The organism is Stenotrophomonas geniculata ATCC 19374 = JCM 13324 (genome assembly GCF_001431625.1).
Lineage (GTDB): Bacteria > Pseudomonadota > Gammaproteobacteria > Xanthomonadales > Xanthomonadaceae > Stenotrophomonas > Stenotrophomonas geniculata.
The window spans coordinates 1-24,501 of the sequence record NZ_LLXT01000104.1 but is presented as its reverse complement, the minus strand read 5'-3'; the positions used below and the strand labels follow the sequence as shown (position 1 = coordinate 24,501).

General features: G+C 60.1%; 26 protein-coding genes and 1 tRNA gene. 12 read left to right on the top strand and 15 right to left on the bottom strand.

The window, feature by feature from the left end; translation table 11 throughout:
• Window positions 1-18: 18 nt before the first annotated feature.
• The 4 genes from ARC63_RS10680 to dnaX all read right to left on the bottom strand — a co-directional run bounded on the left by ARC63_RS10680 (window position 19) and on the right by dnaX (window position 3,492).
• Window positions 19-378 (bottom strand): histidine triad nucleotide-binding protein, encoded by a 360-nt coding sequence (locus tag ARC63_RS10680; RefSeq protein WP_010483842.1) that lies wholly within the window; start codon window positions 376-378, stop codon window positions 19-21.
• 66 nt (window positions 379-444) lie between these two features.
• On the bottom strand, window positions 445-1,044 hold the full coding sequence (recR, locus tag ARC63_RS10675; RefSeq protein WP_010483844.1) for a recombination mediator RecR: 600 nt from the start codon (window positions 1,042-1,044) through the stop codon (window positions 445-447).
• 82 nt (window positions 1,045-1,126) lie between these two features.
• Window positions 1,127-1,447 carry a YbaB/EbfC family nucleoid-associated protein gene (locus ARC63_RS10670; RefSeq protein ID WP_010483846.1) on the bottom strand — a complete coding sequence of 107 codons (321 nt, stop codon included), beginning with the start codon at window positions 1,445-1,447 and terminating at the stop codon, window positions 1,127-1,129.
• Window positions 1,448-1,452: 5 nt separating this feature from the next.
• Entirely contained in the window at window positions 1,453-3,492 is a 2,040-nt protein-coding gene (gene dnaX, locus ARC63_RS10665; RefSeq protein ID WP_057503309.1) for a DNA polymerase III subunit gamma/tau, read from the bottom strand.
• A gap of 161 nt (window positions 3,493-3,653) precedes the next feature.
• Here dnaX and ARC63_RS10660 point away from each other — a divergent pair.
• The 4 genes from ARC63_RS10660 (at window position 3,654) to ARC63_RS10645 (ending at window position 6,343) form a co-directional block, all read left to right on the top strand.
• Window positions 3,654-3,746, top strand: a tRNA-Ser gene (locus tag ARC63_RS10660).
• Window positions 3,747-4,018: 272 nt separating this feature from the next.
• Complete coding sequence (locus ARC63_RS10655; RefSeq protein WP_057503265.1) at window positions 4,019-5,494, top strand: site-specific integrase; 1,476 nt, start codon at window positions 4,019-4,021, stop codon at window positions 5,492-5,494.
• An 88-nt stretch (window positions 5,495-5,582) separates the two neighbouring features.
• Complete coding sequence (locus ARC63_RS23690; RefSeq protein ID WP_231298628.1) at window positions 5,583-5,870, top strand: ECs_2282 family putative zinc-binding protein; 288 nt, start codon at window positions 5,583-5,585, stop codon at window positions 5,868-5,870.
• Window positions 5,870-6,343, top strand: coding sequence for a hypothetical protein (locus ARC63_RS10645; protein ID WP_057503264.1), 474 nt, complete (start codon window positions 5,870-5,872; stop codon window positions 6,341-6,343). Before ARC63_RS23690 ends, ARC63_RS10645 begins: the two co-directional genes overlap by 1 nt.
• Before the next feature lie 544 nt (window positions 6,344-6,887).
• Here ARC63_RS10645 and ARC63_RS10640 read toward each other — a convergent pair.
• The gene (locus ARC63_RS10640) at window positions 6,888-8,417 is read right to left on the bottom strand and encodes a MobA/MobL family protein (RefSeq protein ID WP_057503263.1); all 1,530 of its coding nucleotides are present in this window, start codon (window positions 8,415-8,417) and stop codon (window positions 6,888-6,890) included.
• Between the two features lie 214 nt (window positions 8,418-8,631).
• Here ARC63_RS10640 and ARC63_RS23235 point away from each other — a divergent pair, with 214 nt between their 5' ends.
• Both ARC63_RS23235 and ARC63_RS23230 read left to right on the top strand, forming a co-directional pair.
• Window positions 8,632-9,120, top strand: a complete 489-nt coding sequence (locus ARC63_RS23235) for a hypothetical protein (RefSeq protein ID WP_139042414.1) — start codon at window positions 8,632-8,634, stop codon at window positions 9,118-9,120.
• A gap of 33 nt (window positions 9,121-9,153) precedes the next feature.
• Window positions 9,154-10,089, top strand: a complete 936-nt coding sequence (locus ARC63_RS23230; protein WP_139042413.1) for a hypothetical protein — start codon at window positions 9,154-9,156, stop codon at window positions 10,087-10,089.
• On the opposite strand, the gene ARC63_RS23225 is transcribed toward ARC63_RS23230, so the two are convergent.
• From ARC63_RS23225 to ARC63_RS23510, 4 genes are all read right to left on the bottom strand, one after another.
• A complete protein-coding gene (locus ARC63_RS23225; RefSeq protein ID WP_139042412.1) occupies window positions 10,076-10,558 on the bottom strand; it encodes a hypothetical protein in 483 nt (160 codons plus the stop codon). The two genes, ARC63_RS23230 and ARC63_RS23225, sit on opposite strands and share 14 nt — an antisense overlap.
• Window positions 10,559-11,842: 1,284 nt before the next feature.
• Complete coding sequence (gene herA, locus ARC63_RS10630; protein WP_231298627.1) at window positions 11,843-13,564, bottom strand: anti-phage-associated helicase HerA; 1,722 nt, start codon at window positions 13,562-13,564, stop codon at window positions 11,843-11,845.
• A gap of 41 nt (window positions 13,565-13,605) precedes the next feature.
• Window positions 13,606-14,907, bottom strand: coding sequence for an SIR2 family anti-phage-associated protein (locus tag ARC63_RS10625; RefSeq protein ID WP_057503260.1), 1,302 nt, complete (start codon window positions 14,905-14,907; stop codon window positions 13,606-13,608).
• Between the two features lie 372 nt (window positions 14,908-15,279).
• A complete protein-coding gene (locus ARC63_RS23510) occupies window positions 15,280-15,447 on the bottom strand; it encodes a hypothetical protein (protein WP_167345306.1) in 168 nt (55 codons plus the stop codon).
• Between the two features lie 459 nt (window positions 15,448-15,906).
• Here ARC63_RS23510 and ARC63_RS10615 point away from each other — a divergent pair, with 459 nt between their 5' ends.
• Window positions 15,907-17,298, top strand: coding sequence for a site-specific integrase (locus ARC63_RS10615; RefSeq protein WP_057503258.1), 1,392 nt, complete (start codon window positions 15,907-15,909; stop codon window positions 17,296-17,298).
• A 102-nt stretch (window positions 17,299-17,400) separates the two neighbouring features.
• Window positions 17,401-18,891: a hypothetical protein gene (locus tag ARC63_RS10610; RefSeq protein WP_231298626.1), complete on the top strand. Its 1,491-nt coding sequence runs from the start codon at window positions 17,401-17,403 to the stop codon at window positions 18,889-18,891.
• Here the strand turns inward: ARC63_RS10610 and ARC63_RS23935 are convergent.
• The 5 genes from ARC63_RS23935 to ARC63_RS10590 form a co-directional block, all read right to left on the bottom strand.
• Window positions 18,888-19,268 carry a DUF3800 domain-containing protein gene (locus tag ARC63_RS23935; RefSeq protein ID WP_139042410.1) on the bottom strand — a complete coding sequence of 127 codons (381 nt, stop codon included), beginning with the start codon at window positions 19,266-19,268 and terminating at the stop codon, window positions 18,888-18,890. The genes ARC63_RS10610 and ARC63_RS23935 overlap by 4 nt on opposite strands.
• Window positions 19,223-20,185, bottom strand: a complete 963-nt coding sequence (locus ARC63_RS10605; protein WP_028839826.1) for an IS1595 family transposase — start codon at window positions 20,183-20,185, stop codon at window positions 19,223-19,225. Before ARC63_RS10605 ends, ARC63_RS23935 begins: the two co-directional genes overlap by 46 nt.
• An 82-nt stretch (window positions 20,186-20,267) precedes the next feature.
• The gene (locus tag ARC63_RS10600; protein ID WP_057503257.1) at window positions 20,268-21,023 is read right to left on the bottom strand and encodes a hypothetical protein; all 756 of its coding nucleotides are present in this window, start codon (window positions 21,021-21,023) and stop codon (window positions 20,268-20,270) included.
• 51 nt (window positions 21,024-21,074) lie between these two features.
• A complete protein-coding gene (locus tag ARC63_RS10595; protein WP_057503256.1) occupies window positions 21,075-21,311 on the bottom strand; it encodes a hypothetical protein in 237 nt (78 codons plus the stop codon).
• The gene (locus ARC63_RS10590) at window positions 21,308-21,649 is read right to left on the bottom strand and encodes a helix-turn-helix domain-containing protein (RefSeq protein ID WP_082587851.1); all 342 of its coding nucleotides are present in this window, start codon (window positions 21,647-21,649) and stop codon (window positions 21,308-21,310) included. The genes ARC63_RS10595 and ARC63_RS10590 overlap by 4 nt, the downstream gene beginning before the upstream one ends.
• 129 nt (window positions 21,650-21,778) lie before the next feature.
• Between ARC63_RS10590 and ARC63_RS10585 the strand changes: the two genes are divergently transcribed.
• The 4 genes from ARC63_RS10585 (at window position 21,779) to ARC63_RS23210 (ending at window position 23,729) form a co-directional block, all read left to right on the top strand.
• On the top strand, window positions 21,779-22,534 hold the full coding sequence (locus tag ARC63_RS10585; RefSeq protein ID WP_057503255.1) for a hypothetical protein: 756 nt from the start codon (window positions 21,779-21,781) through the stop codon (window positions 22,532-22,534).
• A 68-nt stretch (window positions 22,535-22,602) separates the two neighbouring features.
• The gene (locus ARC63_RS10580) at window positions 22,603-22,914 is read left to right on the top strand and encodes a hypothetical protein (protein WP_057503254.1); all 312 of its coding nucleotides are present in this window, start codon (window positions 22,603-22,605) and stop codon (window positions 22,912-22,914) included.
• Window positions 22,911-23,249 (top strand): hypothetical protein, encoded by a 339-nt coding sequence (locus ARC63_RS23685; RefSeq protein ID WP_057503253.1) that lies wholly within the window; start codon window positions 22,911-22,913, stop codon window positions 23,247-23,249. The genes ARC63_RS10580 and ARC63_RS23685 overlap by 4 nt, the downstream gene beginning before the upstream one ends.
• Before the next feature lie 225 nt (window positions 23,250-23,474).
• Window positions 23,475-23,729, top strand: coding sequence for a hypothetical protein (locus ARC63_RS23210; protein WP_139042408.1), 255 nt, complete (start codon window positions 23,475-23,477; stop codon window positions 23,727-23,729).
• On the opposite strand, the gene ARC63_RS10570 is transcribed toward ARC63_RS23210, so the two are convergent.
• Window positions 23,726-24,160 carry a hypothetical protein gene (locus ARC63_RS10570; protein ID WP_057503252.1) on the bottom strand — a complete coding sequence of 145 codons (435 nt, stop codon included), beginning with the start codon at window positions 24,158-24,160 and terminating at the stop codon, window positions 23,726-23,728. The two genes, ARC63_RS23210 and ARC63_RS10570, sit on opposite strands and share 4 nt — an antisense overlap.
• Window positions 24,161-24,501: the final 341 nt, after the last annotated feature.

Sequence of the window (24,501 nt, the reverse complement as noted above, 5' to 3'; positions counted from 1 at the left end):
GGCGCGGATACCGGGCGCTCAACGTCCCGGGGTACCGAAGTGCCCCAGCGACGCACCGGCCAGCAGGTGCATGTGGATATGGAACACGGTCTGGCCGGCATCCTCGCGGCAGTTCATCACGATGCGGTAGCCGTCCTGTGCGAAGCCTTCGCGGCGCGCGTACTCGGCGGCAGCCAGCGCCAGCTTCCCGATCAGGTGCGCCTGCGACGGCTGCAGGTCATCCAGGGTCGGAATGATCTCGTTCTTCGGAATGAACAGCACGTGCACCGGCGCCTGCGGTGCGATGTCCTTGAAGCCCAGCACCTCGTCATCCTCGTAGACGATGGTGGCCGGGATCTCGCGACGGATGATCTTGCTGAAGAGGGTTTCGTTGCTCATGGTCGGCCTCGGCGGGGATGTCTCCCGCATTGTAGGCCGCTCACGCCCGGCCATGCCGGCCGTTGCTCAATCGCGGAATTCGCTGCGCGTCCCGAACGCGTGCGACAGCGTGCCACGATCGACGTATTCCAGTTCGCCGCCCAGCGGCAGGCCCTGCGCCAGACGGCTGGGCTGCACCTTGCGTGCACGCGCCAGCTGCGCCAGGTAATGCGCGGTGGCCTCGCCCTCGACAGTGGCGCTGGTGGCGATGATCAGCTCCTGCACCTCGCCTTCGGCCAGCCGTCGCTCCAGCTGCTCCAGGCCCAGCTCGCGCGGGCCGATGCCATCAAGCGGCGATAGGCGGCCCTGCAGCACGAAGTAGACACCGCGGAAGCCGGTGGCGTTTTCGATGGCCAGGCGGTCGGCCGGCGATTCGACCACACACAGCTGGCTGCGCTCGCGGCTGCTGTTGGCACAGGTCGGGCACAGCTCGGTTTCGCTGAAATCGCGGCACTGCACGCAGTGACCGATGCGTTCCACCGCCAGCGCCAGGGTTTCGGCCAAGCGCTGGCCACCTTCGCGCTCACGCTCGAGCAGGTGGTAGGCCATGCGCTGCGCAGTCTTCTGGCCGACGCCCGGCAGCACCCGCAACGCGTCGATCAATTGTTCAAGCAGGGGTGCGGACACGGCGACAGGCTTTCATTGCGTCGAGCAGGCTCGACGGCTACAGGGTCCGTGGCACCCGGTTACACGGGTGCCACGCTGAAAATCAGAACGGCAGCTTCATGCCCGGCGGCAGCTGCATGCCAGCGGTGGCCGACCCCATCTTCGACTTCGACTCGGCATCGATCTTGTTCGAGGCATCGTTGAAGGCGGCGGCGATCAGGTCTTCCAGCATCTCCGGGTCGCTGGCCAGCGACGGATCGATGCGCACCTTGCGGCATTCCTTGGCACCGGTCAGGGTCACGCTGACCATGCCGCCACCGGCGCTGCCGGTCACTTCGATCCTGGCGATTTCTTCCTGGGCCTTCTGCAGGTTTTCCTGCATCTTCTGGGCCTGCTGCATCAGTTGGGCGATGTTGCCGCGCATAGTCTCTACTCGTCAAAAGAACGGATGGAATCGGAAACAACCCGGGCGCCGTGCTGTTGGATCAGCACCTGCACTTCCGGATCGTCCATGAAAACAGCCTCTGCCACCTGCTGCCGCTCACTACGCTGGCGGTCGGCACGCTGATGCAGGGTCTCGGCCGGAACGTGCTCGATTTCCACGGTCTCGACCACGATCTTCGGGGCCTGGCCAAGGGCTTTCTCCAGCATCTCGCCCAGGGCCGCCAGCGCACGCTCCGAGCGCAGGTACTCAAATCCGGGCGAAAGGCCCAATTTCAAGGTCCCGTGCTGGCAACTGATGAAGGCAGCGTTGGCCGCCAGCTGCCGCGACGGGCCGCTCAGGCCACTGTTGGCCACCAGGTCGAGCCAGTCCTCGGCCGTGGCCAGCTCGCTGACGCCTTCCTGCGGCACGGCATCACGTGCCGGGGCCGACTCTGTTGGCGCGATGGCAATGCCTTCAGTGCGGAACGGGCGCTCGGACGGCGCAGGCTCGCCGGGAGCCGCGACGGGAGCCGGCGGTTCATGCCAGGGCGCCACCATGGCGGCGTCCGGCCCAGCCATCTCGGCCGCCAGCGCCTCGTCACGCGCCTCGGCTTCGTCGGTGGCCCACGGCGGCAGGTCGTCGCCCGCTTCTGCTTCAACAGACGGAGGCGCCACGGCTTCGGCCTTCACCGGCGGCGGTGACACCGGCTCCTCCACCGGAACCGGCTCGGGCTCCGGCGTCGGCTCAGGGTCGGGTTGCGGGACCGGCTCCGGTTCGGGTTCAGGTTCGCGCGGCGCGGCCTGTGCCGGAGCGGCCACCTGCGCCACCACGGCCGGGCTGGCCGAAGCGGCGGCAGCGGCCGGCGTCGCTTCGTGGCTACCGGCACCGGTGCCACCACCGGCGGCTTTACCGCCCGGCGTGCCACCCACCGCACCGTCGACGGCCTTCGGCACCGGCGGTACCGCTGCGGCCGGTCGGAACGCCAGCATGCGAAGCACGGCCATTTCAAATCCCGCGCGCGGGCTCGGCGCCAGCGGCAGGTCACGACGGCCGTTCAAGGCCATCTGGTACCAGAGCTGCACCACTTCCGGGCGCAGGCGTTCGGCGAACACCGTCGCGTCCAGGCCTTCAGCGGCCGCTGAGGCACCCGGTACCAGCTGCTGCACCTGGATGCGATGCAGGCCTTCGGCCAATGCTTCCAGCACGCCACTCCAGTCCGGCGAGAATTCGGCCAGCGCAGCCACCACCTGCAGCAGGCGCGGACCATCGCCCTCGGCCAGCGCATCGAGCATCGCCGCCACCTGGGTGCGGTCGACCGTGCCCAGCATTGTACGCACCACGTCCTCGCGCAGCGCGCCGCCGGCATAGGCGATCGCCTGATCAAGCAGCGACAGGCCGTCGCGCAGGCTACCGTCAGCGGCCTTGGCCAGTTGTACGATGGCACTGCCGTCGGCCTCGATCTCTTCTGCCGCCAGGATGCGCGTCATCTGGCCCTGGATCTGATCCTCGTCCAGGCGCTTGAGGTTGAATTGCAGGCAGCGGCTCAGCACGGTGACCGGCAGCTTCTGCGGGTCGGTGGTGGCCAGCAGGAACTTCACGTGTTCCGGCGGTTCTTCCAGCGTCTTCAGCAGCGCGTTGAACGCCGCTTTGGACAGCATGTGCACTTCGTCGATCAGGTAGACCTTGTACTTGCCACGCGAGGGCATGTACTGCGCGTTCTCGATCACCTCACGCACGTCATCCACACCGGTGTTGGACGCGGCGTCGATTTCCAGCAGGTCGATGTAGCGGCCGGCGTCGATGTCCAGGCAGGCCGCGCACTGGCCGCACGGGTCGGCGCTGGTGCCCTGCTCGCAGTTCAGCGACTTGGCGAAGATGCGCGCGATGGTGGTCTTGCCCACGCCGCGGGTACCGGTGAACAGGAACGCGTGGTGGACCCGGCCGCTGTCCAGCGCGTTGCTGAGCGCACGGACCACGTGTTCCTGGCCCACCAGCTCGGCAAAACGCTTCGGACGCCACTTGCGGGCAAGGACGAGGTAGGACATCAGGCCACCGTTTTCCATCGGATGTTCCATTGTGCCATGCCTGTCCAGCCCCCTCGCCACCCATTGCCATGGATACGCCGTTGATCGGGGTGCTTGTGAAGTGCCGCGCAGCCCGCTAGAATCTGCGCCCCTGCTGAGGCGTTTGCCGATGGCAGGGATCCGGAGAGGTGTCCGAGTGGTTGAAGGAGCACGCCTGGAAAGTGTGTAAGCGTCTAAACCGCGCTTCGGGGGTTCGAATCCCCCTCTCTCCGCCAGATAAATGAAGAAGCCGCCCAGTGGGCGGCTTTTTTATTTGTCTGGCGGGGAGCATCGGGCGAGAGAAGCCCCGCCGGGGTTCGACGGTTCTGCAGGAGCAGAACCGGACCGCCGCAGGCGGGTCCCGGTGCGCAGCGCGCCGGGATCGGGTGCATGGATGCACCCGACAATCCCCCTTTCTCCGCCAGATTACGCAAACCCCTGTTTACGCAGGGGTTTTTGCTTTTCTGGGGTGACCTTCGGCGGGACACAAATCGGGACACATCTCTCGATGCGCATCCCACACCACCTCGTTCGCGCGCCCTCAGGGCTCTGGTCTTTCCGGCAACGGGTCCCCATCGATCTCCAGGCCCTCGTTGGCCGACGCATTTTCAAGCGCACCCTGCGCACGTCCGAGCTGGCCGTGGCCCAGTTGCGCGCCCTGCAACTGGCGGCGCGCTATGCTCAAGCCTTCGACGTGTTGAGGGAGCAACGCATGAGAATCAAGGAAGAGGACATCGACGCGCTGCTCAGGCGCCTGACCGATGGCGACCCGCTACAGCAGTTGATCTTGAACCGGACCAAGGCCGCAGACGGGACGGTGACCGAGCACTGGCAAATCGACACGCCTGAAGATGTCAGGCTCTATCAGCAGATGATGGAGCTCTCTGCCTCCCAGCCCAGTGCGCTGGGTGAGTTGATTCGAGAGGGCGTGCCGCCCATGCCGCCGGCCCGCCGGGTGACCAAGCCCGCGGTTGAGACCATCAGCCTGGGCAAGGCCCGGGACGCTTGGCTCGCGAGCATCCAGCCCGGCTGCCTGCCGAAGACCTACACGATCAAGAAGACTGCCATCGAGGCCCTGGTGTCGTTCTTGGGCGACAAGGCCAAGCTGCACTCGCTGACCCGGTCGGACCTGGCCCGGTGGTATCAGTTCATGCGAGACGGGGGCGCAGCCACCCCGACCCTGACCAATAAACAGTCCTACATCGGCGGCAAAGGGGGATTCTTCGAGTGGGCCATGGCGTCCGGGCACTACCCCAAAGGCGACAACCCGGCCGCTGGCCATATCACCTACTCCACCCGGGAAAAGCGGGCCCGGAAGAAGTTTGGATTTAAGGCCTACGATGCCCATCAGGTCCAAGCGCTGTTCGCCCCGGCAGCCTTTGAGGAGCTGGCGCTGTCCGCCCGTTGGGCGGCCCTGATTGGACTTTACACGGGTGCCCGGGCGTCAGAGGTTGGCCAGTTGCTGGTCGAAGACGTGCTGACGGTGGATGGTCTGCCCTGCATTAGGATTTCTGACGAGGGTGAACACCAAAAAGTGAAGACCGAGGTCAGCCTGCGCACCATTCCCGTCCATCCTGACCTCATCGAACTGGGATTCCTGGACTGGGTGGGGAGCCTTCGAGCTGAAAAGGCCCCACGGCTCTTTCCTGCCGCCAAGGCGAACGCCAAAAATGGGGCGGGCAACTGGATCACCAAGGCCTTCGGCCGGCACTTGGAACAGGTCGGGGGAAACTGGCCGGAAGCCAAGCGTGGGTTCCACTCCCTCCGAAAAACGCTGATTCAAGAGCTCCAGGGGGCAGGCGTGGTGTCCGAGCTCCGGGCCCAGCTGGTGGGCCATGAGCTGGACGACGAGCACCATGCGACATACAGCCGCAGCTTCACGGCCCGGGAGAAGCTGGAAGGCCTTAAAGGCGTCTCGCCGGGGTTAGCCGTGCTCTCCTATGGGCTCAATCTGCCAGCCCTCGCACGGCTGCTTAAACAATGAACGAGCCCCGGCTTGCGAACGCTGAACAGAGTGGTAAATAGGTAAGGGCAGGAAACCCAAGATTACCAAGACCGACAGGGGGCATACGATGTCGTTCAACACCGAAAAATACTCTCGCTCCGTCACTTTGACCTGCCCCACATGTGCGGGCACGCAGTTTGAATACGACGAAGCCGAGACTTCCGGCGAGGCACCGATGAAGTGCGCAGGCTGCGAACGAGTCTTGACACGCGACGAACTGAAGGAGGCGAACGCGGAAAACATTGATGAGCACCTCAACGAGGTAAAAAAGCAGGTCACGCAAGATCTCCAAAAGCACCTGCACGATGCCCTTAAGAAAGCGTTCCGGGGCAACAAGAACATTAGGTTTAAGTGATGCCTATCAGCTTCGACACGGGCGATGTTATTGCGGCTGCCGCGCTGGCGTTGTCCGCCTTCGCGACCTGGATGACTTTCCTGTTCAACAGGCGTCAGAAGAAGTTGAACGAAACCCAAGAACAGCTCAACCGCCTCCTCTTGGCCAAAGAGTCTGGAGAGGCTACCAGTGCGAAGAAGGCCGACTTGGGGGCCTCGTTCAATAAGCTGGGAAGCAACAAGTATCGCCTCAGAGTGTTCAACAAAGGCAAGGCTGCCGCGCGCAATGTGCGCTTGGAACCCCTAGAGGGCACGGACTGCCTCATACAATCGGACATAGACTCCAAGTTTCCGCTGGAGCACATGGAGCCGCATCAGTCGGTCGACCTGCTCGCTGCCGTCCACTTAGGCACCCAAGGCAAGCAACCCGTCCGACTTATCTGGTCTGACGAGCACAGCGAGCACAATGAGAAGGTTGTCTACCCCACAATCTAGGGCCATCCTGAAGTCTTGGGCCAAAGCGCCAAAGGCATCAAGCAACATCACCGCCGTTTGCTTAGGCATTGGAACGCAACTTCCAGATCTGTGAACCAGCGCAGATTCCGTCTCTTGCCAATCTTGGACGAAGTGCTTCGATGTGAAAACCTTCATACTGAGAGCTTCAGAGATCCAATGCCTGCTAACGTAGAACTTCGCATCGCCAGCCGCCTTCTTCCTGCCCTCATGGCGCAGAGTGGAACCAGAGATATCGCTGATCGCGAAGCCGACATTCAACACGCCCTTGATGTGGCGGCTGCTCTCATGCGCCGGTTCGCCGCTTCCCCTGCCGGGCAAGCGCAACACGCCTATGTGCCCAGCACCGGAGCGCGACCTGCCCCGAAGGCTGCGACCGTGAGCCGGGATCAGGTGCCACCCACCTTCGTTTCTCAAGAGGAATGGCGCAAGGCACGCGGCTTGGCCCCTGCCCCCTCTTCTCGAAAGCCGTCTGGACCCACGATCCACTGAAAGACAAAGCCCCGCATCTGCTGGGCTCTTTCGTTCAATGGAGGGTTGGCGGCCGTAGCTTCAACACGGGCACAGGGGCGTCCGCAGCAACCCGCGGAATGGGCTGGCTCTCAAGAACGAACTGCGACGGTGACGGCATTGCCTCCAACTCCTCCGCCTTGCGAAGGATGTCTGCATCTACCTCCACCAGAGCTTCAGCTGACCCGCGCGAGCGCGCCTTCTCGAGCTCCTTGGTCCGCTGCTCCAGCGCAGACAGGCGGCGCTCGCGGCGCTGCGTCCATTCGGGCCTGGAATAGCCATTGGTCCCCATGGGATAGTCGGAGTTGAATCGCTCCCATTCGTGCTGTGCAAGGTGCCACAGACGCTCCGCCCTCCCAAGAGAAACCAATCGCAAGGCGCGCCCGAGGATTGCGGCTCGCAACGCCCGCACCTGGACAACTGCCCTGGTAATCCACTGCCGTAAGGAGACCGTCTCTCTGGCCCGAGCCAGCTCAGCTTGGGCCCATTCAAGCCCAGCACGGATGCGCTGGGTCGACAGGTCTGTCCTGGCGCGCGCGATGTCCTGGAGGTCGCGCAGAGCATCACTCACGCGTTGGGCGAGGCTGATGGGGCGCTCACCTTCGGTTGCTTCGTGCTGGCTGCCCAGGACCTGAGGGAGCCGCATCCCGGAAACGCCTCGAATCTTCAACCTAGGAGCCAAGCCGTGCATGGAAGACGGTCGGCCACCTAGGCCATGACCGACCGACGCCGACATGGGGAAGGCCCTGCCCTCGCGCCCCGCTTGGAGGGTCAAATGGTCTAAGTGCTCAGCATTGGCGGCCTGGATGGCATCGTTCTCCTCTACCAGCCGGCTCTCCATCCCCCTGCGGGCCAGAGCAGTGGCCGCTTTGCCCAAGTGTTTGGTTGGCTCCCGAGACAATGCCACCGCCTGGAGCTCGTCACCCCGGTCCGACGCCGCCCGAGACTGCTCCGCCAGACTCCGATGATCGATCGTGATCGTCAGGCCAGCGGCTTCAAGATGTGCGTTGGTCGTTTCAGCGACCATTTCCCGGACCCATTGAATCTGCACTTTCCCCGACACGCCCCCATCGAGCTCGCGCGTTTTCTCGCCAAACCCATCCGGCCCAATGCGCCTGGTGCTGGCCAGCAAGTGGACGTGATGGTTGAGCCCGTCCGGGGTTCCAGGGGAGTGAATGCTGGCCTGGACAGCAAACTGGTATCGGTCGACCAATGCCTCGGCAATGGCAAATGCCAGCTGGGCTCGCTGTTCGTCCGAGAGCTCGTGCGGCAACGACAGCTCGAACTCCCGGGCTACCGTAGCGTCCTTACGCCGCTCGGCGGCTTCGGCCACGGCCCAAAGCTCGCCGGGAACCAGCGCCCAGTCGGGTGCATCTGAAGGCGCGAGGCAAAAGGTTTCGACAACGCCGCTTCTGCGGCGGTAGTCGTGCTGCTGCCCGGTGATGACATCGGACAGCAGCAAGCCACCTCGGTAGGCGGCTGCGGCGACGGCGGATTGGCCCTTGCCTCGGCTGAAGGTCTTGACCGCTGTGTGGAAGATAGCCATAGAAACTCCTTAGAAACAAGAGTCTTTATGGCTCATCTTTTGCCGTTGGCAAGCCTCGCAGAGGCTTGGGGTTCCAGGGGCGCAGCCCTTGGCGCACGCATCCGCCAGGATGCCTAAGTGCGCTCTTGCCCTTCCTAGATCTGAAAAGGCAGTGATTAGAATCGGATTCTCAGGTAAATTCACACACTCCCAATGCAACGTCATGGATGTCTGTATGGATAGGAAACAGGCTGGTGAAAGAACTCGTCAGGAGAGTATCGACATACTTGATCAAGCAGCTGCGGCGAAAGGGGACGTGCGAAAGATGCCAGGCATGAAAGACATTTTCGATGCTGCTGAGGCAGTCAGGCCGCTCGACATTCCAAATCCTGTGAACAAGATCACAATCAAAGATGGCGTCGCAGAGGCAACGAAGGCTGAACTCGAACAACTCTCAGACGATTGTGGAGCGCTTAGCAGGCACGCAAAAGCCGAAGACGCGGCGAAACGGCAGAGACAAGTGCTTATAGACGCACTGAATAATGAATCGTCCCGGGAAGACGGCGATCCTGCAAGCACAGATGACAGCAAGATCTCGCCTTCCGAGGAGGAGCCCCCCCCCTGCACCGCGACGGATCTAGTGGTGTATGCGGGCGGCAGCCAACTGCCTACCCCAAAATACCCAGGTCAACGCCCATCATGCGTAGAGCGAAGGGATACCTGAAAGGTGCCTTCTTCACAAGGGAGCACTACTAATATGAAGAACCACTGGGAAGTGGGTGTAGTCTTAGCGCTGCGCGACGCGCAGTGGCTTCAAGCTAACCCGGGCGCGGAGATCCCCCCTCTGAACATTTCCCTAGATGGGAATGCGGAATCCAAGATGGGCGACGGCGTTCATCAAGTCGGCGAAAAATTCGCCCTGTTAGAGATCAAGTCGGATCAATCCGCTTGTCAGAGCGAGTGGACGGGAAGCAAGGGGGAAAAGCGTGCTTACAAGAAGCTCATGGATCTGGCAGCACGCGACGAAGTCAACAATGGTGCAGCCGCGTCGAGGAAGCTCCTGAGCCAGAGCACGCGAGGACACTTTTTTGCATTTTGGGGGCAGACCGAAAGTGCTCAAAGTCATTTCGACCAGCTTTTCCTTCAGCCGTATCTTCTGACTTCCTTAGAAGCCATACCTGCCAAAGCAAGCCATAAAGGACCGGGCTCCTGCTATTCAGGGAGGCCAAGCTCACAGTATGCGTTTGCCCTTATACGCTCACTGACGGTTGGATTGACAGACGGATCGTCTTTTGCTCCTCGCTGGCCTTTAACTCTCGCAGAACTTTTTTCCCTCCACCACACACCCCGCTTCTGCCAGAAGGATCCGGCCGCTACATCCGTTAAAAAGACGGACCTTATGGAGTTGGGCCTTGACGTGGACGAACTCCAAAACTACGTCAACTTCCTATGCATCGAAAGGCAGTCGGACGGATGCGACAGAGACGCTTTAGGAGAAGAACTTAAGTTGATGCTTATCGGGAGCCAAGGCTTCGTCAGGCACATATCCCACACGAATGAGTTGATGAACGTAATCGCCGCTTACCGAGACAATACCTTGGTGCCCACCCCAGGCCTCACGCCAGAAATCAGCCAGCATCCTCAGCTTTCTGTGACCCAGCCAAAGTCGACGTTTGGCGTCAATGGTCCATGAGGTCCCATACAGAGCGCCATTTTGCTTTGCTGGCAGCATTGCCGTCAGCATATAGACTCGAAACGTCAACCCCCGTCTTTTTCGCATAGCCATCCAAAGCACTGCCAGCCTGAGTTGCTGCGGACACGAGCGATGAATTTTCAGCCCATTCCCTAGCGAAGGCAGCAGACCATACATCCCTAGCCGACACCCTGCGAAACAGAAGAGCATCGGCATTTTCAGCTCCAAATCCGCCAGTGTTCCAGTGCTCTTCGTGACCAGCCTTCGATGCGGCAAAGGAGATATGCATCCCCTCTTTCTCTTTGGTCCACATAAACCTGTGCAGCTGAAGTGCCGCCTCTGCTTTCGCAAGCGCAGTGGTGACGTCGAACTTCCCTAGCCCAACCTTGAAGGCCTCCGTCCAAAAGCGCTCTTCATTGCAGATAGCTGATTCGACCATCACCGTTTGCGTCTCCGACAAAAACGGCATGCTAGACAAGCTTCTGGTTTCGTCAAGCCCTTAGAGATACCCTGAATGCGCTCCCAAGACGACGAATGTCCAAGCTAGAAAGGTGAGGATCCCAGCTCCAGATGGACCCTTGACACCCCGAACTCGACAGGCATCAAAGTGGAGACATGAGGTGGCACAGAGAGCTGCTTACTGACCTATGGACTGTCCTTCAACATAAGCGTAGTCCATCGACTCCTTCCTTGATTGTGAGCGCGGATCGGCCCGCGCTGACGAACCCCAACAGCATCCCCGGATCCTGACGAAATGGATACGCAGAAAGATGCTCGAAATGGACTTCAACACTTACTGCCACTACACCTACTCGCCAACCCAAGTCATCCAGCCCGACTCTGAATATCCGGCAGACGCCCTGAGAACGCTACTACATTGGTGAACTGTCAACGAAGCCAGATCATCTCGGGACTGGAGAAAAAACGGCCCATTGACACCCATCACGAAGTGATCTCCCTGGAGGACACCACAGTGAGAACAATGGTTGGCCCAATAGTTGACGCCGGCAGTCTGTGACCGTCCGATGCGCAGGAGTGGTGCGGCCTGGTCTACGAACGTCTCCACAGCGGCGTCCAAGGACTCGACATATTGCAGGACGGCGGCATCGGCAACCTCCAGTTCGCCCTCTTCATCGAACTCAGTGAGACGGGGGACCCAGATGGCAGTGACTAGGGTAGGTAAGCCACATTTCCAACAGCCCATGGGAGCTTGGAGCAAAGCAAAGCTGGGTGCTTTAAGATTGAAGTCAGTCACGACCAGAACCTAAATAGTCTCCACGGTCCCAAGATCGGTAGCGCCAAGGGAGAACCTCCTCCAAGGCCGTTATCCGCGGCTCTGGCATCATTGATAGCGCACGTGCGCCCAAACGCAAGCGATCCACGCGTTCATTGGGAACGAATAGCCATGGCTGAAGCCTCCAATCGAGGGGGATACCACAGTCCCTGGCTAAGGCCTCCTTCAATCCAAGCCAATGTTGGTCCCAGCTTTTCAGACGGTTCAAAAGCGCAGGCAGGCGGACAGCGTAGGAGATCTCGCAGAGGTAGGTCGCTCGGTCTCGAACACTCACAGCGACTGCGTCGCAATACCAGTGGGGACCGCTGGTGTCCGGATTACTGCCCGGATTCAACTGGATACAGCACTGAGCATTGACGAAAAGCCTGCGGTCCGCCCGCAGGAAGTCTAGAACTACCCCTTCGAAATGATCCACGTTGCCTTGCCCCTCATGCTTACTGCTACTTGGACCTGGCCACCCTACAAGAACTTGTTTACGTCGAACCCGCTGTGACTATCAGCCCATTGGTTGAACCGCCCGTCTTCCGAACGAGGCAGCGGGTCCGCGGTCGGTGCACGGACCAGGGTAGCCATCTGTAGGCTGCCACCAAAGGCCAAGGCGTTCTGACGAGCTAGACCAGCAATGCGCCGCACCTCTCGCTTGTCCGCCCACTCGCTTGCCGCCTGGATGGCTGATAAGTCCTTCTCCGAAGACAATCGGAAGGATATCCAGGTGTTGCACTGTGAAAGCACGGTTGGAGAAATCTCCGACGGGCGCTGGGTGCTCAACCAGAGCGCCAGTCCGAACTTGCGCCCCTCTTTGGCTAGGCGCTCATATGCCAATGCGTTGTTCACAGCCTCGTCGCCGGTTCCCATCTGACGCAGGTAGTGGTGCGCTTCCTCCAGGACCAACAGGGTCTCTCGTTTGTTCTCTTGGCCACGGCTAAAGAGCTCGAAAGCATAGAGCTCCAAAATGGCCCCCAAGATAAATGGGGTTAGGTCATGAGACACGCGGCGAAGGTCGACGATGTGCACCCGCCACTCCACCTCGTCCCCGCCGAACAGACGCTCAACGACCTCCTTTGACTCGTTTCGCCAACTAAGTGGACCACCGCAGCCAGCGCCGCCAGCCACGCTCACAACGTCCTTGAACATTTCGTCATCCACGAACCTCGCGATTCGGGTAATGAGTGGAGCAATATTTCCGTAGTTCCAGGCGTTGCGTTCGAACCCATTCCTCGCCGGCGCAATGGCGTGGCTATCAGCGATCAGTGGACCGAGGGCCTGCATGGGAGGCCACGAGAGCGCCGGTGGGGGCGTGCCTGCACGTAGGCTTTCGATGATGGCCTGCGCCTCGTATACACGCTCACTTCTACAGTCGTCGAACAACGATGGTTGTGCATCTGCCGCCAAGCCCACGCCACCGGATGCTTGGAACCACTTCACTTGGTTAAGGTGGTCCAAGGCAAAGGTCAGAGCCGGCCGTTGAGTCTTATCGCTGGGCAACAACAGCCGTTGCATGCCGAGACGACCCAATGCGTAGTAAGGGATGCGGTAGCTGTCCGAATCCGACCCACCGATCCGAGTGACCTTGATGGCATTCGGAGGGTAGTTGCTCGCGGGAAAGGCGTCTTCGTATTCACCGTTGATATCGAAGATGACGACGCGTGCCTTAGGCATCTTCGCGATTTGCTGGAGCACCGCAGCCGTGAAGCAGCTCTTGCCTTGCCCTGAGCTTCCGAGCACCGCCACATGCCTGGACACCAAACTCTGTAGGTCAATGGTCAGGCGGCCGCCGCCTCGGAGGTCATCCCCTAAGTGGATGCCCGCCGGCGTGGCCGCGTCGCCACCCAGGATCGATGAAAGCTCGTCGTCGGTGAGCGGGAAGGCCTCTGCACCCAGTGCCGGCGAGGAAAGCGAATCTGACACGAACGTCAGTCGCCCGGCCTCGCGGCGCAGTCGACCGACGACCAAGCCAGTGAGGTGACGCAAGGGTTCGGAGGAAACCGAAGTCCCCGAAAGTCCGACCCGGTGAACCTCTTTGGGCTCGGCAAACGATAGGGACTGAACCTTCATCACCAATAGCCGGCCCCCGGATTCAATCCCTAGGAGGCTGCCGACTTCAGTGACCACAGAGACGCCATGGACGTGAGCAGCCAACTGGCCCCGATGGACATCCATCAGGTTCAGAGTGATATCCACGCCATCGATTTGGACAACATAGCCTATGGCTTGGCGGCTCCTCATGGCACGTCGTCCTCGGCTCCGTCCGGCCTCTCAGGCATCAGTCGCCTGTGCAGATCTGCCAGTTCCTGATCGTAAACCGCTGGGTCGGGAAGATCATTTGCTAAGGCACTGGTGAAGGCCCTGCTTCCCCCACCAACGATGGTCAGGCGTGGCGTCTGAAGAGCAAGGAGTCTTCGCACGGTTTGCGGAAGGTCCGCCGCTGCGGGGTCTCCCTTGAACTCAGGCAAATACACGACTACCTGGAGAGTGGGATTGAGCAGGGCAGAGCGGATAAGACGGTTGATGTGCTCGTCGCCGAAGCCATAGCCATTTATCAGCAGAGCCGTCTGCGGGCGGGCCATGAACTCCGCGAATCGTCGCAGCAGTTCGCCCATTACATAGCCGACGGTCTGAAGATACTTGGCAGCGCGGGGGAGGACCAAGTAGCTCAGCTTGTCCGCGAACCCGGTCAAGAACTCATCGATATCGCGCCAAGCTTCAGACGCCGGCACCTCATACAAGCTGTGGTCAACCTCTTTCCAGGTCAGCGAGCCGTGGAGCTTGGCCAAGTAGACGTTGTAGACGCCGAAACGGGCTTCTCCCTTGGCTTGGGCATTGCGGAACCCGAGGTCGAAACTCTGGGGTGAGAAGCGGCGGCTGTGCACGCCCAGGAACCCATTAATGACCTGAAGGTCGACCGATTCGGCTGCCCATTCAATGGCTAAGTCGTAGTTGGTTGTGAAGATCCAAGGAGCCGGTTGACCAGGCTGACGAGCAGCAGTGAGCTTCTGAAGTATGGAGCGATGTGCTCCCAGCTCTTCGGCTAGATCAGCACCTAACGGAGACGTCCACCAATCTTCCTTCAGCTTCGCTGCACTAACTACAGATCTGAAAAGCGCTGCCCTAGCGGCTTGGGCTCGGGTGATTTCCGAGCTCTCTTGGCGCTCCCACTCAAGGATGGCTATCTCCAGCCTGTCCAGCAGCACTTCAAAGTTGGGCAAGCTGGCAGTGAGCCCTGTGATAAACGGATTTGTCGATGCCGTGGTAGCCCCCGCAGACAGAGCCGGAAGTGGCGGAAGCGGCAATCTCCGCTCATCCTCGGTGATGAACTTCTGGGACAGAAGCCATTCCGCATCGGCAGGACTGTCCCTCAGGAAGGATGTCCACAGCGTCCTCATCGTCTGCCCGCCCGCGGAGCACGATGCCCCTGCCCCCAACAGCAGGCCTACGTTCTCCAGTCGCAAAAGAGATGCGAGGTAAGCCTGCAGCTCAAGCTCGTCCGTGATCGGCTTTCCGCCGCGATACGCAGTAATACCCATAAAGCCCCCTGTTTCCGTGTCGCTGCCCTCCCCTGCGCACAGGCCGGACCGCAGCGTTCAAGCGCAGCTGTAGGAAGCGCCCTAGGCCCCTGCTGCCGAAACTACTTTGAAGTCTGTGACCAGCCACCCGTAGGCGTCTGATAGAGCGCCCGGCAGGGAAGCCCTATCAACACAGGCGATCTCGACTTCGGACGGAAGCATCACCGACGCGCCATCCACGTCCCAAATGATGTCGCATACCCGAAAGATGGTCATCTGCTCCCCAGCCACGGTCTCTCCTGAACTCAAAAAGCCACTCCACTACTTGGAGGCGCTCCCTCGCTTTCCTAACCACGCAAGAAGGAGGGAGGGCGTAAGCCCTCCCCCCATCCGTCACTTCTCTTCGAAGTGATGGTTGTTCTGACTGGGCGGGAAACGTTCGCCCTTTTCGACGCGGCGATCGCTCGAGCTGCCCGCATACGTTCCCGTTGCATCGTTGTATTGCCCATAGGTCGCAGTCTTCGGGCACTCCTGCCCAGACCAATACTTACCACCAGCCATCGCAAACTCCTTCTGTCGAATGTGGGAAAACTCGTCAGGTCCCTCCTGACGCTTCGATTCTGAGATCACCATCACAGAATGTAAAGCGTCCGATACCTAAACACGGCGACGAACCACTGCCAGTCCTCGATAGGTGTCACCGACTGATTAACTGCACTTAACAAACTAACAAAATCAACAATCGTTTATCTTGAATTCATGTTGAATCGTGCCCTTTGTTAGCTTATGCCAGTTAAACAGTACGGTAATGACTCCGGAAGTTGGCTGATCTGAACATCGCAAGCTATTGATTTTTATGCAAACGCCAGCGTGGTTTAGGGCGGTACGATTGGCTAGGCCGACGTGCAAAATGGCACCTCCCAGGCAATGCCTAAGGCCGTGAATAAACAGCTGATTTTTCGTTGACGATTTTTAGGCCCGCAGTATCTGTACTTCCATCCTTCAGATGGAAGCAACGCAGTGACCTCCCCCACCTCGCAACACCTCAACTCCTACTTGGCCGACCCAACCGGCACGCTCAAGCTGACAGACGTTCGCATCGGCCGAGTCCGCATCGGCGAAATGATCGTGACTGGCCGAGAAGCAGCGATCCATGCTCAAGAGATCATCAACGACGCCTGTGAGCGGACCCGTCGAGCGAACCTTGGAAAGAATGGCACGCGCCACCCTGAGCCTCTCCCAGTGGCCGCCCCTGCCCGTTTGCTGTCGATTGAGATCCGCGACTACTTGGCTGACCGGGAGCGCATGGGCCTGACACGCAACACGATCGAGGCCACAGCGCGGTCACTGAAGATGCTCCAGATGGCCTGCGGGGATGTCCCGGTGTCCCGGGTCGACCACGTGCATATCTACCGACTCTGGGAGCTGATGCGTTGGGCTCCACCGCTTCTCCAGTCGGACCCGCAGTATCGAAACTACACGTATGAGCAGGCCGTGGCCCAGGGAAAGGCGCTCTGCGTCCAGCCGCCCGCACCCGCCACAGTAGAAAAGCACCGACGGTTCCTGGTCACCTTCTTTGGCCGACTGGAAAAAGCAAAAGCCATTGTGGGCTCTCCCATGCACTTTTTCCCAGAGGCGAAGAAGGATCTGGTCATCGACCCCGACAAGGCAGAGCGCCTGTTTGACGAAGAAGATTTGCGTCGCATTTTCGCCCCCAACACATTCATTCCCTGGGCCATGAAAGCCCCTCATCGTTGGTGGGTGCCGATGATCGGACTTCATACGGGAGCGCGCATCAATGAAGTCGCTCAGCTGAAGTTGAACGACATCGTCCAAGAGGCTGGTGTGTGGTGCATTAAGATCCAGAAGACGGTAGACGCGGACCTGAGCCACAGAGACAGGAACCGGAGCCGCCAAAGCCTAAAAGGCAAAGCAGCCGTCCGGACGATCCCCATTCCCCAACCGCTACTCGACGCTGGGTTCCTGGCATTCGTAGAGGACATCCGAGCTTGTGGCCATCCTCGCCTCTTCCCCCACTTGTCTGCCGGCGTGCGACGCGACAATGGCGACACCAACGCCCGTTACAGCCAAGGTGTCCTGAATCAGTTCAGCCGATACATGAAAGACCTGGGCTTCCCTAAGGGCGTCGGGTTCCACGCCTTCCGGCACACCCTTGCCACGGAGCTGCACCACAAGGGTGTGGCTGATGAGGACATCGCCCTGGTTACCGGCCACTCCATCAGCAAGAAGGTTCCGGTCTTGCATGAGGCGTATTTCCACAAGAAGCCAGCATTGGCACGAACGAAGCAGATCACGGTTCTGGAGCAGTATCGTCCCGATGTGGTGCTGCCTGTCTACCAGGCGGGGCAGTTCAAGGGGGCGTTGTCTGACCCTCGCAAGTTCTACCCTTGATAGCCTTGCGCAGCAGCGGGCCCGGGCGACATGTCGGCACGGGCATCCGTCAGGCCTGCGTTAGGGCCGATAATGGGCCTCCTCATCGGAAGAGGCCCCAACGTGACCTACAATCAGCTCGCAAAGATCGCTGCCAGCTTTGGCCTGCGAGACTCCATGGTTCAAATCTGGGCCTATAGCCTGCATGTGGGTTATGGGCACCAACTCCCCGTCGAGTATGAGCACTCTCGGCCAGGGCTGCCGAACCAGGTCAACGCCTACGTCTTCGAGTTCTACCTGGATCTCTACCTGAGAGAAGTGCTTCAGCACGCAGGAGCGTCCAAAGGCGCTCGCCGTTCACTTCGGAACTGGCAAGACCTCGGCACGCTGCACAACGCCATCCGCAGCTACAGCGATTTCAAGGCACGGTGTGATCAGGACATCTGGACAACCATGCACCGAATCGGCCACCAGCAGCTGCCCCATTTTGATCGTTTTGGCCCCACCTACTTTGGACGCTACTGGTCGCTTTACAAGCGAGGACGCCTTTCAAACGTTGTTTTCAACGCATTGGGGCTGACATCGGAAGACTACTTCCTGCTGGCGGGAGCTACCCAAGCGCTCTTCATGAGCAGCTATGAAGTGCCTTTGGTCCCCCAGCTCGCCAAGCTTGGGCTGAATCCATCGGTGGTCGCGGCCCGAGTGGCAGCAATCACTGGCACGCCTAAGCTACTGCGCGACCGCTGCAAGCTGGACGCAAGGTTTGACTCTTCTTGGGACTACACACCCAATCCCATTGTCGTAAAGCCGCTCATCCAGCTCCGCTCCGACGCACCAGATCACCTGGCCTGCCCGCGACCACAGTTGTTAGGAAAACGCTTACTCGCAGGGCTATTTTATGACCTTGCGAACGCTCCCGGCTTCGCCCAAGCCTACGGCGATGCATTTGAGGAGGTGGTGGGGGATTGCTTTGGCCTCATCCAAGGCGAAACAGCCGCTTTGCGTCCTGCCCCATACGTAGTGAATGGAGCGCAGCACCACGGGAGTGACTGGCTGCTGACGGACACCAACGCCACGGTTTTCGTGGAATGCAAGACCATGCGCATCCCCATCCCAGCAAAGCTCGCGGCTAATCCAGGCGATCTGGAGTTAGGGCTGAAGCGTTTGGCCAAGGCTGTCGTCCAGAACTATCGCAACATCCTTGATGCAACGTCCGGCCGAGCAGGCATCCAAGTGCCTGACGGCCCCATTTATTGCTTGGTTGTCACCTTGGAGGACTGGGTTTTGTTCGGCGACAAGTCCGCGGACGCGCTTTCGACCCTTGTGGAAAGCGAGCTCAAGGAACGGGGCATGGAAGCCAGCATCCAAGAGCGCTACCCTTTTGCCGTCGTAGGCTACGCGGCGCTTCCGCAGCTGGTGGATTCAATCAGCCAGCATGGATTGCGCATCTTCACGGAAAAGTCGACTCAACGCTTCAAAGGCTACCTCTTCCCTCAGTTCTTGAAGGAGGCCAAGCTCACCAATGGGGGAGCAGCATCCTCCATGTTTGAACGGGAGTGGGACGACCTGATGGGAAGACTCAGAACGCGATTCCCCAAGGCTTCCATCAGTTAGCCGCCTAAAGGCTTTGCCTTGAAGCGATGGCGGCCGTTGGCTACTTGCTTGTAGAGCATCGGCCTAGCAGTCCGTTTTGCACTCAGGGCCGCGCGATACGCCGTTCCTTCCGCCAACCGCTCTTTGCTCAATGTCATGAGGTGGATGGACGGGTTCGGCGTATGTCGCTGAACCGTCAGCCGCCCAAGCAAACGCGCGATACCTTCGTTGTCCTCGAACTCCCCTCTCAGGACCCTACGCCATGCAGACGCCAGTAGGTCGGCAACTTGGACGCCAGGAACATCATGCGATCGAACAAACTTCGAATCCCGCACCTGATTAGCCCCGACTCTCAGCCATGAAAGTTGCTCGCAATCCGCAGACGCGGCTCCGGACATGGTTTGCACCGCATCATCGCGGTCGCAAGTCGCGGCAGCGTCTCGCGCAGGCGGAACCGGCGGTTGAAACGGTACGCCGCTTCGGCCAGGTAGCGCCGCGCATACTTGGCTTGTTTGACGGCATGGTAGGTGCCACTGATCGCCCGCTTGAGGTTGCCCAGGACGACGTTGACCCATCGCGCTCCAGCCACTTCGGTGGCGGCGCGGCCGCCGCCGGTGTCGAGCGTTGTGTGGGCGTGGCCGGCGTCTTCGAGCCGGCGGAAGCAAGCCAAGCCGTCACTGTAGACCTCGCACTCAGGTGCCAGGCGGCGCGTGATCCAGTCGTTGAGTGAGGCGTTGTCGAAGCTGCGGACCGGCTCGATCACTGCGAAGGTCGGGCGTTCGAGGTGTTCGTCCGTCTGCACTGCGATCACGAACGCCTGCTTGTTCTCCGACCCGCGCCCGGGCTTGCCGCCGTTGCGCTCGCCGCCCAGATAGGCGTCGTCAAGCTGCACGAAACCCTGGAGTTTTCTGGAATCCTCCCGCTCGGTCATGGCCTGCATGACCTTGTGCTTCAGGCGCCAGGCGGTCTTGTAGTTCACGCCCAGGTGGCGCATCAGTTCCAGCGCAGCCAAGTTGGTCTTGGTCGAGGTCAGCAGGTGCATCGCCAGCATCCAGGTGCGCAGCGGCAGTTTGGTGCCTTCGAACAGGGTGCCCGCCGTCAAGGTCGTCTGATGCCGGCAAGCGCGGCACTGGTAGTAGATCGCATCGCCGCGCCTGAAGCGCGAACGCGCGCGTCCGGCACAGGCCGGACAGCGGAAACCTTCAGGCCAGCGCCACTTGTACAAGGCCCGGTAACACTTTGCTTCGGTGCCGTAGCGGTGGATGAACTCGCTCATCGAAAGGCCGGGTTGGAACTGCACGCGGTTGATGCCCATGGCGCCGCCTCGTTGGCTTCAAGTGGCACCATGCTGTGCCGCAGGCGGCGCAAACCCTGCGACTCGCGGCTGAGGGTCGGGGCTAATCAGGATCCCGCATGACAGCTCCCAAGTTCACCGCGGACTTGATTGTGTGGCCGGCGGCCTCTTGGAGATAGGCGGGGATGTCTTCAGGGGCACTCCTGAAGTGCTTCTCAAAGTGGGAGTAATCGAAGCCCTCCACAAAAACCCCGGGGTCTCGCAAGGATTTGGCCTGTATGAGGCCAGGTGCCATGTGGGTGAGCGTCTGCTCAAACAGGGGGCGAGCCGAGTTCTTCTCGTCCATGCGCCACTTGAAGCTGCTCAGCGTGGCCGGGATGCGCTGGGAATAGTAGAGCGTGGTCATCCGAAAGACCTGATCCAAAAGGTCTATTTGCGCCACCATTTGGATGTATAGCTGCGGAGACAGGCTCTCAAGCCTGCCCGACAGGTCATCGATGGAAGCGCGCCCTTCTTCGTAAAGCATGTTTGGCCGGTTGGCTTGGACACTCTCAACCTGCTTCTTCTGATGGGCCAGCACCACTTGGGGATCTTGATGGCCTAGGTCAATCGCAGAGATGAAGAGCGTGCCTTCAAGCTTGCCAATGTCCCCCAGAAAACGCTTCAGGTTCGCTTCCGACAGGTCCTTTAGCTTGACCTCATCCTGGAATCCGCGCCCCAAGCCCCGTTTGAGCAGGCCTAGCGACTGCTCTACGCGCTTCTTGGCAACCTCGGGGACGACATAGCCCGCGACGACGCACCAGCTGTCGCTCTTCAGCGCATGAACGAACGTGCCGGATTCATCGACATAGATAAACATGCAGGCTCTTCCATGGACGCGTTTCGGATAGGAAGCTGTCCGATGACTGTTTTAGTCCTCAAACAATGCGGACATGACCAGTGCTGCGCCCGTGCAAAAAGCGCCAAGGGCAGCCCAGTAGTTCATGTCAGCTGACAAGACCAACATAGTCTTTGAAAACTGCTCGGGAGCACCGGGAGCCTCCATCAGCTCGCGCTGGATCTTGGCGGACATGAACCAGAAGAAGCCTGAAAGCAGCGAACCGCATGAGGCGAAGAAGATCATCAGCTTCCAGATTACCTTCTTCAACGTCCGGCCTCCGGCTTTCCAACCATGTCTTTGAGCCGCTGAAGCGCCTCTTTCTGCTTGGCGACTGGCAGCTTCGACACGAGCAAAATAACTTCAGCCAGGGTGTCGGAGGTAGCGTGAAAGTAAGCCACTGGCAAGCCCAGCGCCTTCGCTAACGCCTGAGAGGTCGCCGGGTCGGGGTCGTGTTGCCCCGTCTCGTATCGGCTCACCCGGGTCGCCCCAGACACCGAGTCCACCATCCCAATGCGCTCCGCCAGCTGTGCTTGCGTCCAGCCCTTGGCCATCCGCGCACTGCGCAGGCGCTTGCCATAGACCGTCGAGGGCGTCTTGGGCTGCATCGGGTTTCTTGCACCACAGCTGAACTCCCTCCAAGTCTGACTGTTGGAACCAGTTTGCACATCTGCGATTATCGTAAATGCCGCCGGCTTGGCGGTCTACAGGGGCAGCAAATGAAGAACATCACAAGGATGGCCACCGCCCTGGCGGCAGCGCTGTTGCTTAGTGCCCAAGGGACGTCCGCCCAAGAGGCCGCCCAGCACGGCCCGGAGTCAGGGAATCCCGGCTTCTTCCGGCAGCTGGGGAAGAGCCTGAAGGATGCCGGCGGCCAAATGATCGGGGTGAGGCCCACTGGGGCTTCCGCCAGCCACGCCTATGGCAACCAGCCGATCTACGCCCCGGTCAACGGCTCAGGGAAGATCAAGGACCTCTTCAAGCCGGACAACCATCAGCTCGCACAGCAGGGACGGCTCGACTGGCCCCGGGTCGCTTTGACCTACGTTGAGTGGGGCGCAACGCTGCCTTGCTGGACCGTCGAGGCGAAGATCTGGACCAGCGCCAGCGCATCCACAACCGAGACCTTCCGGACCTGCGCAGATGCACCGGTGACGGTAACGGACGATCTCGGCGACACGGCGGAGTTCAACACTGCCGCACTCTGGAAGGGCCGTGACACCTTGGCAGGCGTCCGAGTGCCGTCCAACAAACCCAACACTGGGGCCAGCCGGTCCACCGGACCTAACCCGCCGACGCAGCCGTTCGTCGTCAATGTGTCCCGCCCTGGCGTGTCTGACCGAGCCGTCGATGTGGCCCTCCGCGTCGCCTGGGTCTCCGGCTTCATCCAGACCAGCGACCTTCACCCGGGGGCTTCCGGGATCCTGACCCCGTTCAAGGATGGACGCATGTGGATCGCGGGATTTAAGCCGGAAGGCAACCGAGACCGGTAAGCCGTCTCCTTCCCTCCTCGTCAAGGGCGGCCTACCGCCGCCCCATCATCACCCTCAAGGATTGACCCATGAATGCAAGGTTTCCCCTGGCCGGCTTAGCCATTGCACTGTCCCTCTCTGCTTGCGGTGGCCCTCCTTCCAACGCTGATGCCCAGAAGGCACTGGTTACCCTGTTGGAGCAAAGCGGGGCCGGGCAGATCTCCGATGTCGCCGAGTTCGAGCTCAACGGATGCGTTGAAGCGAAAGACATGGCCGGATACCGCTGCGACACCAGCGGCAAGGTGGCTATCGACATTGGCGGCCGCCGGGTTCCGGTTCCTATCGGCAAGAACCTGCGCTATGTGAAAGAGGATGGGACTTGGAGGGCCCACGCCAAATGAGCGTCCCTCCCCCTCTCCTTGACCAGTCTCCCCCTGTCCGCCGCAAGTTGATGACTCCCAGAGACCGGTTCTTCTGGTGGTATTCGGGAGCTCTGCTTCTCACTGGACCTTTCGGACTCGTCGTTGGGCCGCTTATGGCCCGACGCGCAAGCCGGAAGGCGGCTCGGCTCTACCCGGCAGAGGCCCGCGTGGCCCAGGCTAGGGACAAGGGTTTCGCCTGGTGGCAGTGGTGGGTCATGACCGTCCTCACCCTGATGGGCGCTGTCGGGGCCTTCGCTGTCCTGAGTGGGTTGCCGATGTTCCTCTTCGTCATGTATGCCAAGTTGATTGAGTAGCACCGCGTAACGCAGATGTCGGATATCCGGCCATCTGCATACGACCGGACGACGGCAACAAATCCCAACCTTCTTTCAACTGAAAAGCCAAGGTCCCGCGCTCGGACGGGACCTTGGCTTTTTTATGCCCTATTTCCGAACAACTGGGACGAGGGCGTCGCATCTCCGCTTGACACCTTCTCGCGCTTTGATAAAAACCTACAACATTTCAAAAGAATCTCGTATATGAATATTGAAGATTTTTGGAACAGCGCATTTCTCGCGGCCCTGAGCAGACTCCCAGCAGCCCTAGCCAAAGAAGAAGCCGATGTTGCCACAGAACTCTGCATTCAACATTGGCAAGCCAACCATCATCGCTCAGCACCGCAGTATAGGACGCGCTGGAAGGATCAAAACATCGCCAATGTTCCCGGCAGTCTTAAGCCGTCCGTGAAACTGGTCAAAGGGGAGCCAGAAGCCAAGAATCGCAAGATCAACTAAAAGGGCTTAGGACTACGCGTCGCCGGCGCGGATTTAGGGGTCAGAGGAAGAACATCTTCCAATCGAACCCTCATTTCGCTGACGCCGCCGACTTCAAAGCGGATATGCCCTACTGTCTTAGCGTCTAGTCGACCGGCCACATACTTCACAAGCTTTCTAACCGACGTTCCAGTGCTCGGGTCATAGAAGCAACTCACTGGTTCGAATGCTTCAAATTCAGACTCGAGCCACGCTTCGGCGACATCTGTGACGACAGCGGAATCGTCGCTGATGTCAAACGCTCCTGAGATTTCATCCAAACAATCTTGAAAATCGCCCAAGGCGGCTTCAACGTCCAAGCGATCGTCGTTGGTCACTGCAATCGCACCAACAGGCTTATCATCTTCATCGAGGACCCCCAACACGATCGCTTTCGGTTTCTCATCTGCCATATCAACTCCTTGAAGTAAAGCATTTGACGGAATCAGCTCCGCCAGAGGCGCAGCTTTGCTCGACTAGATCAGACTCCACATCCGCGCCTTCGGCTTTACCTTTGGCTGCTTCTTATCCCTCCCGAGAGTAATGCCTAAGGTGCATCGCCTACAACCAATCCCTCGCCGTGGAACGGTCGTGCCCTAGCCAGCCATGACGACGAGCCGGAATCTGATTAGTCCGGTTACAATCACGGGACACAACACAGGACACATGTCCGGTTTGCGATCTGCTGCAGGGTCAAAGGGTTAGATTTGGGTCGATCCGATCCCCCTCTCTCCGCCAGATAACTGAAAAAGGC

What these genes read in the sequence shown, in the direction of transcription:
- ARC63_RS10600 (WP_057503257.1), bottom strand. Translation starts at nt 21,023, where the DNA reads ATGTTTATCTATGTCGATGAATCCGGCACGTTCGTTCATGCGCTGAAG.
- dnaX (WP_057503309.1), bottom strand. Translation starts at nt 3,492, where the DNA reads ATGTCCTACCTCGTCCTTGCCCGCAAGTGGCGTCCGAAGCGTTTTGCC.
- ARC63_RS10670 (WP_010483846.1), bottom strand. Translation starts at nt 1,447, where the DNA reads ATGCGCGGCAACATCGCCCAACTGATGCAGCAGGCCCAGAAGATGCAG.
- ARC63_RS23510 (WP_167345306.1), bottom strand. Translation starts at nt 15,447, where the DNA reads ATGGCTGGTGGTAAGTATTGGTCTGGGCAGGAGTGCCCGAAGACTGCG.
- ARC63_RS23685 (WP_057503253.1), top strand. Translation starts at nt 22,911, where the DNA reads ATGAGCGTCCCTCCCCCTCTCCTTGACCAGTCTCCCCCTGTCCGCCGC.
- ARC63_RS10655 (WP_057503265.1), top strand. Translation starts at nt 4,019, where the DNA reads ATGCGCATCCCACACCACCTCGTTCGCGCGCCCTCAGGGCTCTGGTCT.
- ARC63_RS23210 (WP_139042408.1), top strand. Translation starts at nt 23,475, where the DNA reads ATGAATATTGAAGATTTTTGGAACAGCGCATTTCTCGCGGCCCTGAGC.
- ARC63_RS10625 (WP_057503260.1), bottom strand. Translation starts at nt 14,907, where the DNA reads ATGGGTATTACTGCGTATCGCGGCGGAAAGCCGATCACGGACGAGCTT.
- ARC63_RS10590 (WP_082587851.1), bottom strand. Translation starts at nt 21,649, where the DNA reads ATGCAGCCCAAGACGCCCTCGACGGTCTATGGCAAGCGCCTGCGCAGT.
- ARC63_RS10645 (WP_057503264.1), top strand. Translation starts at nt 5,870, where the DNA reads ATGCCTATCAGCTTCGACACGGGCGATGTTATTGCGGCTGCCGCGCTG.
- ARC63_RS10605 (WP_028839826.1), bottom strand. Translation starts at nt 20,185, where the DNA reads ATGGGCATCAACCGCGTGCAGTTCCAACCCGGCCTTTCGATGAGCGAG.
- ARC63_RS23225 (WP_139042412.1), bottom strand. Translation starts at nt 10,558, where the DNA reads ATGCCGTTTTTGTCGGAGACGCAAACGGTGATGGTCGAATCAGCTATC.
- ARC63_RS23690 (WP_231298628.1), top strand. Translation starts at nt 5,583, where the DNA reads ATGTCGTTCAACACCGAAAAATACTCTCGCTCCGTCACTTTGACCTGC.
- ARC63_RS10640 (WP_057503263.1), bottom strand. Translation starts at nt 8,417, where the DNA reads ATGGCTATCTTCCACACAGCGGTCAAGACCTTCAGCCGAGGCAAGGGC.
- ARC63_RS10570 (WP_057503252.1), bottom strand. Translation starts at nt 24,160, where the DNA reads ATGGCAGATGAGAAACCGAAAGCGATCGTGTTGGGGGTCCTCGATGAA.
- ARC63_RS10580 (WP_057503254.1), top strand. Translation starts at nt 22,603, where the DNA reads ATGAATGCAAGGTTTCCCCTGGCCGGCTTAGCCATTGCACTGTCCCTC.
- ARC63_RS23230 (WP_139042413.1), top strand. Translation starts at nt 9,154, where the DNA reads ATGAAGAACCACTGGGAAGTGGGTGTAGTCTTAGCGCTGCGCGACGCG.
- ARC63_RS10585 (WP_057503255.1), top strand. Translation starts at nt 21,779, where the DNA reads ATGGCCACCGCCCTGGCGGCAGCGCTGTTGCTTAGTGCCCAAGGGACG.
- ARC63_RS23235 (WP_139042414.1), top strand. Translation starts at nt 8,632, where the DNA reads ATGGATAGGAAACAGGCTGGTGAAAGAACTCGTCAGGAGAGTATCGAC.
- ARC63_RS10680 (WP_010483842.1), bottom strand. Translation starts at nt 378, where the DNA reads ATGAGCAACGAAACCCTCTTCAGCAAGATCATCCGTCGCGAGATCCCG.
- ARC63_RS23935 (WP_139042410.1), bottom strand. Translation starts at nt 19,268, where the DNA reads ATGTCCGGAGCCGCGTCTGCGGATTGCGAGCAACTTTCATGGCTGAGA.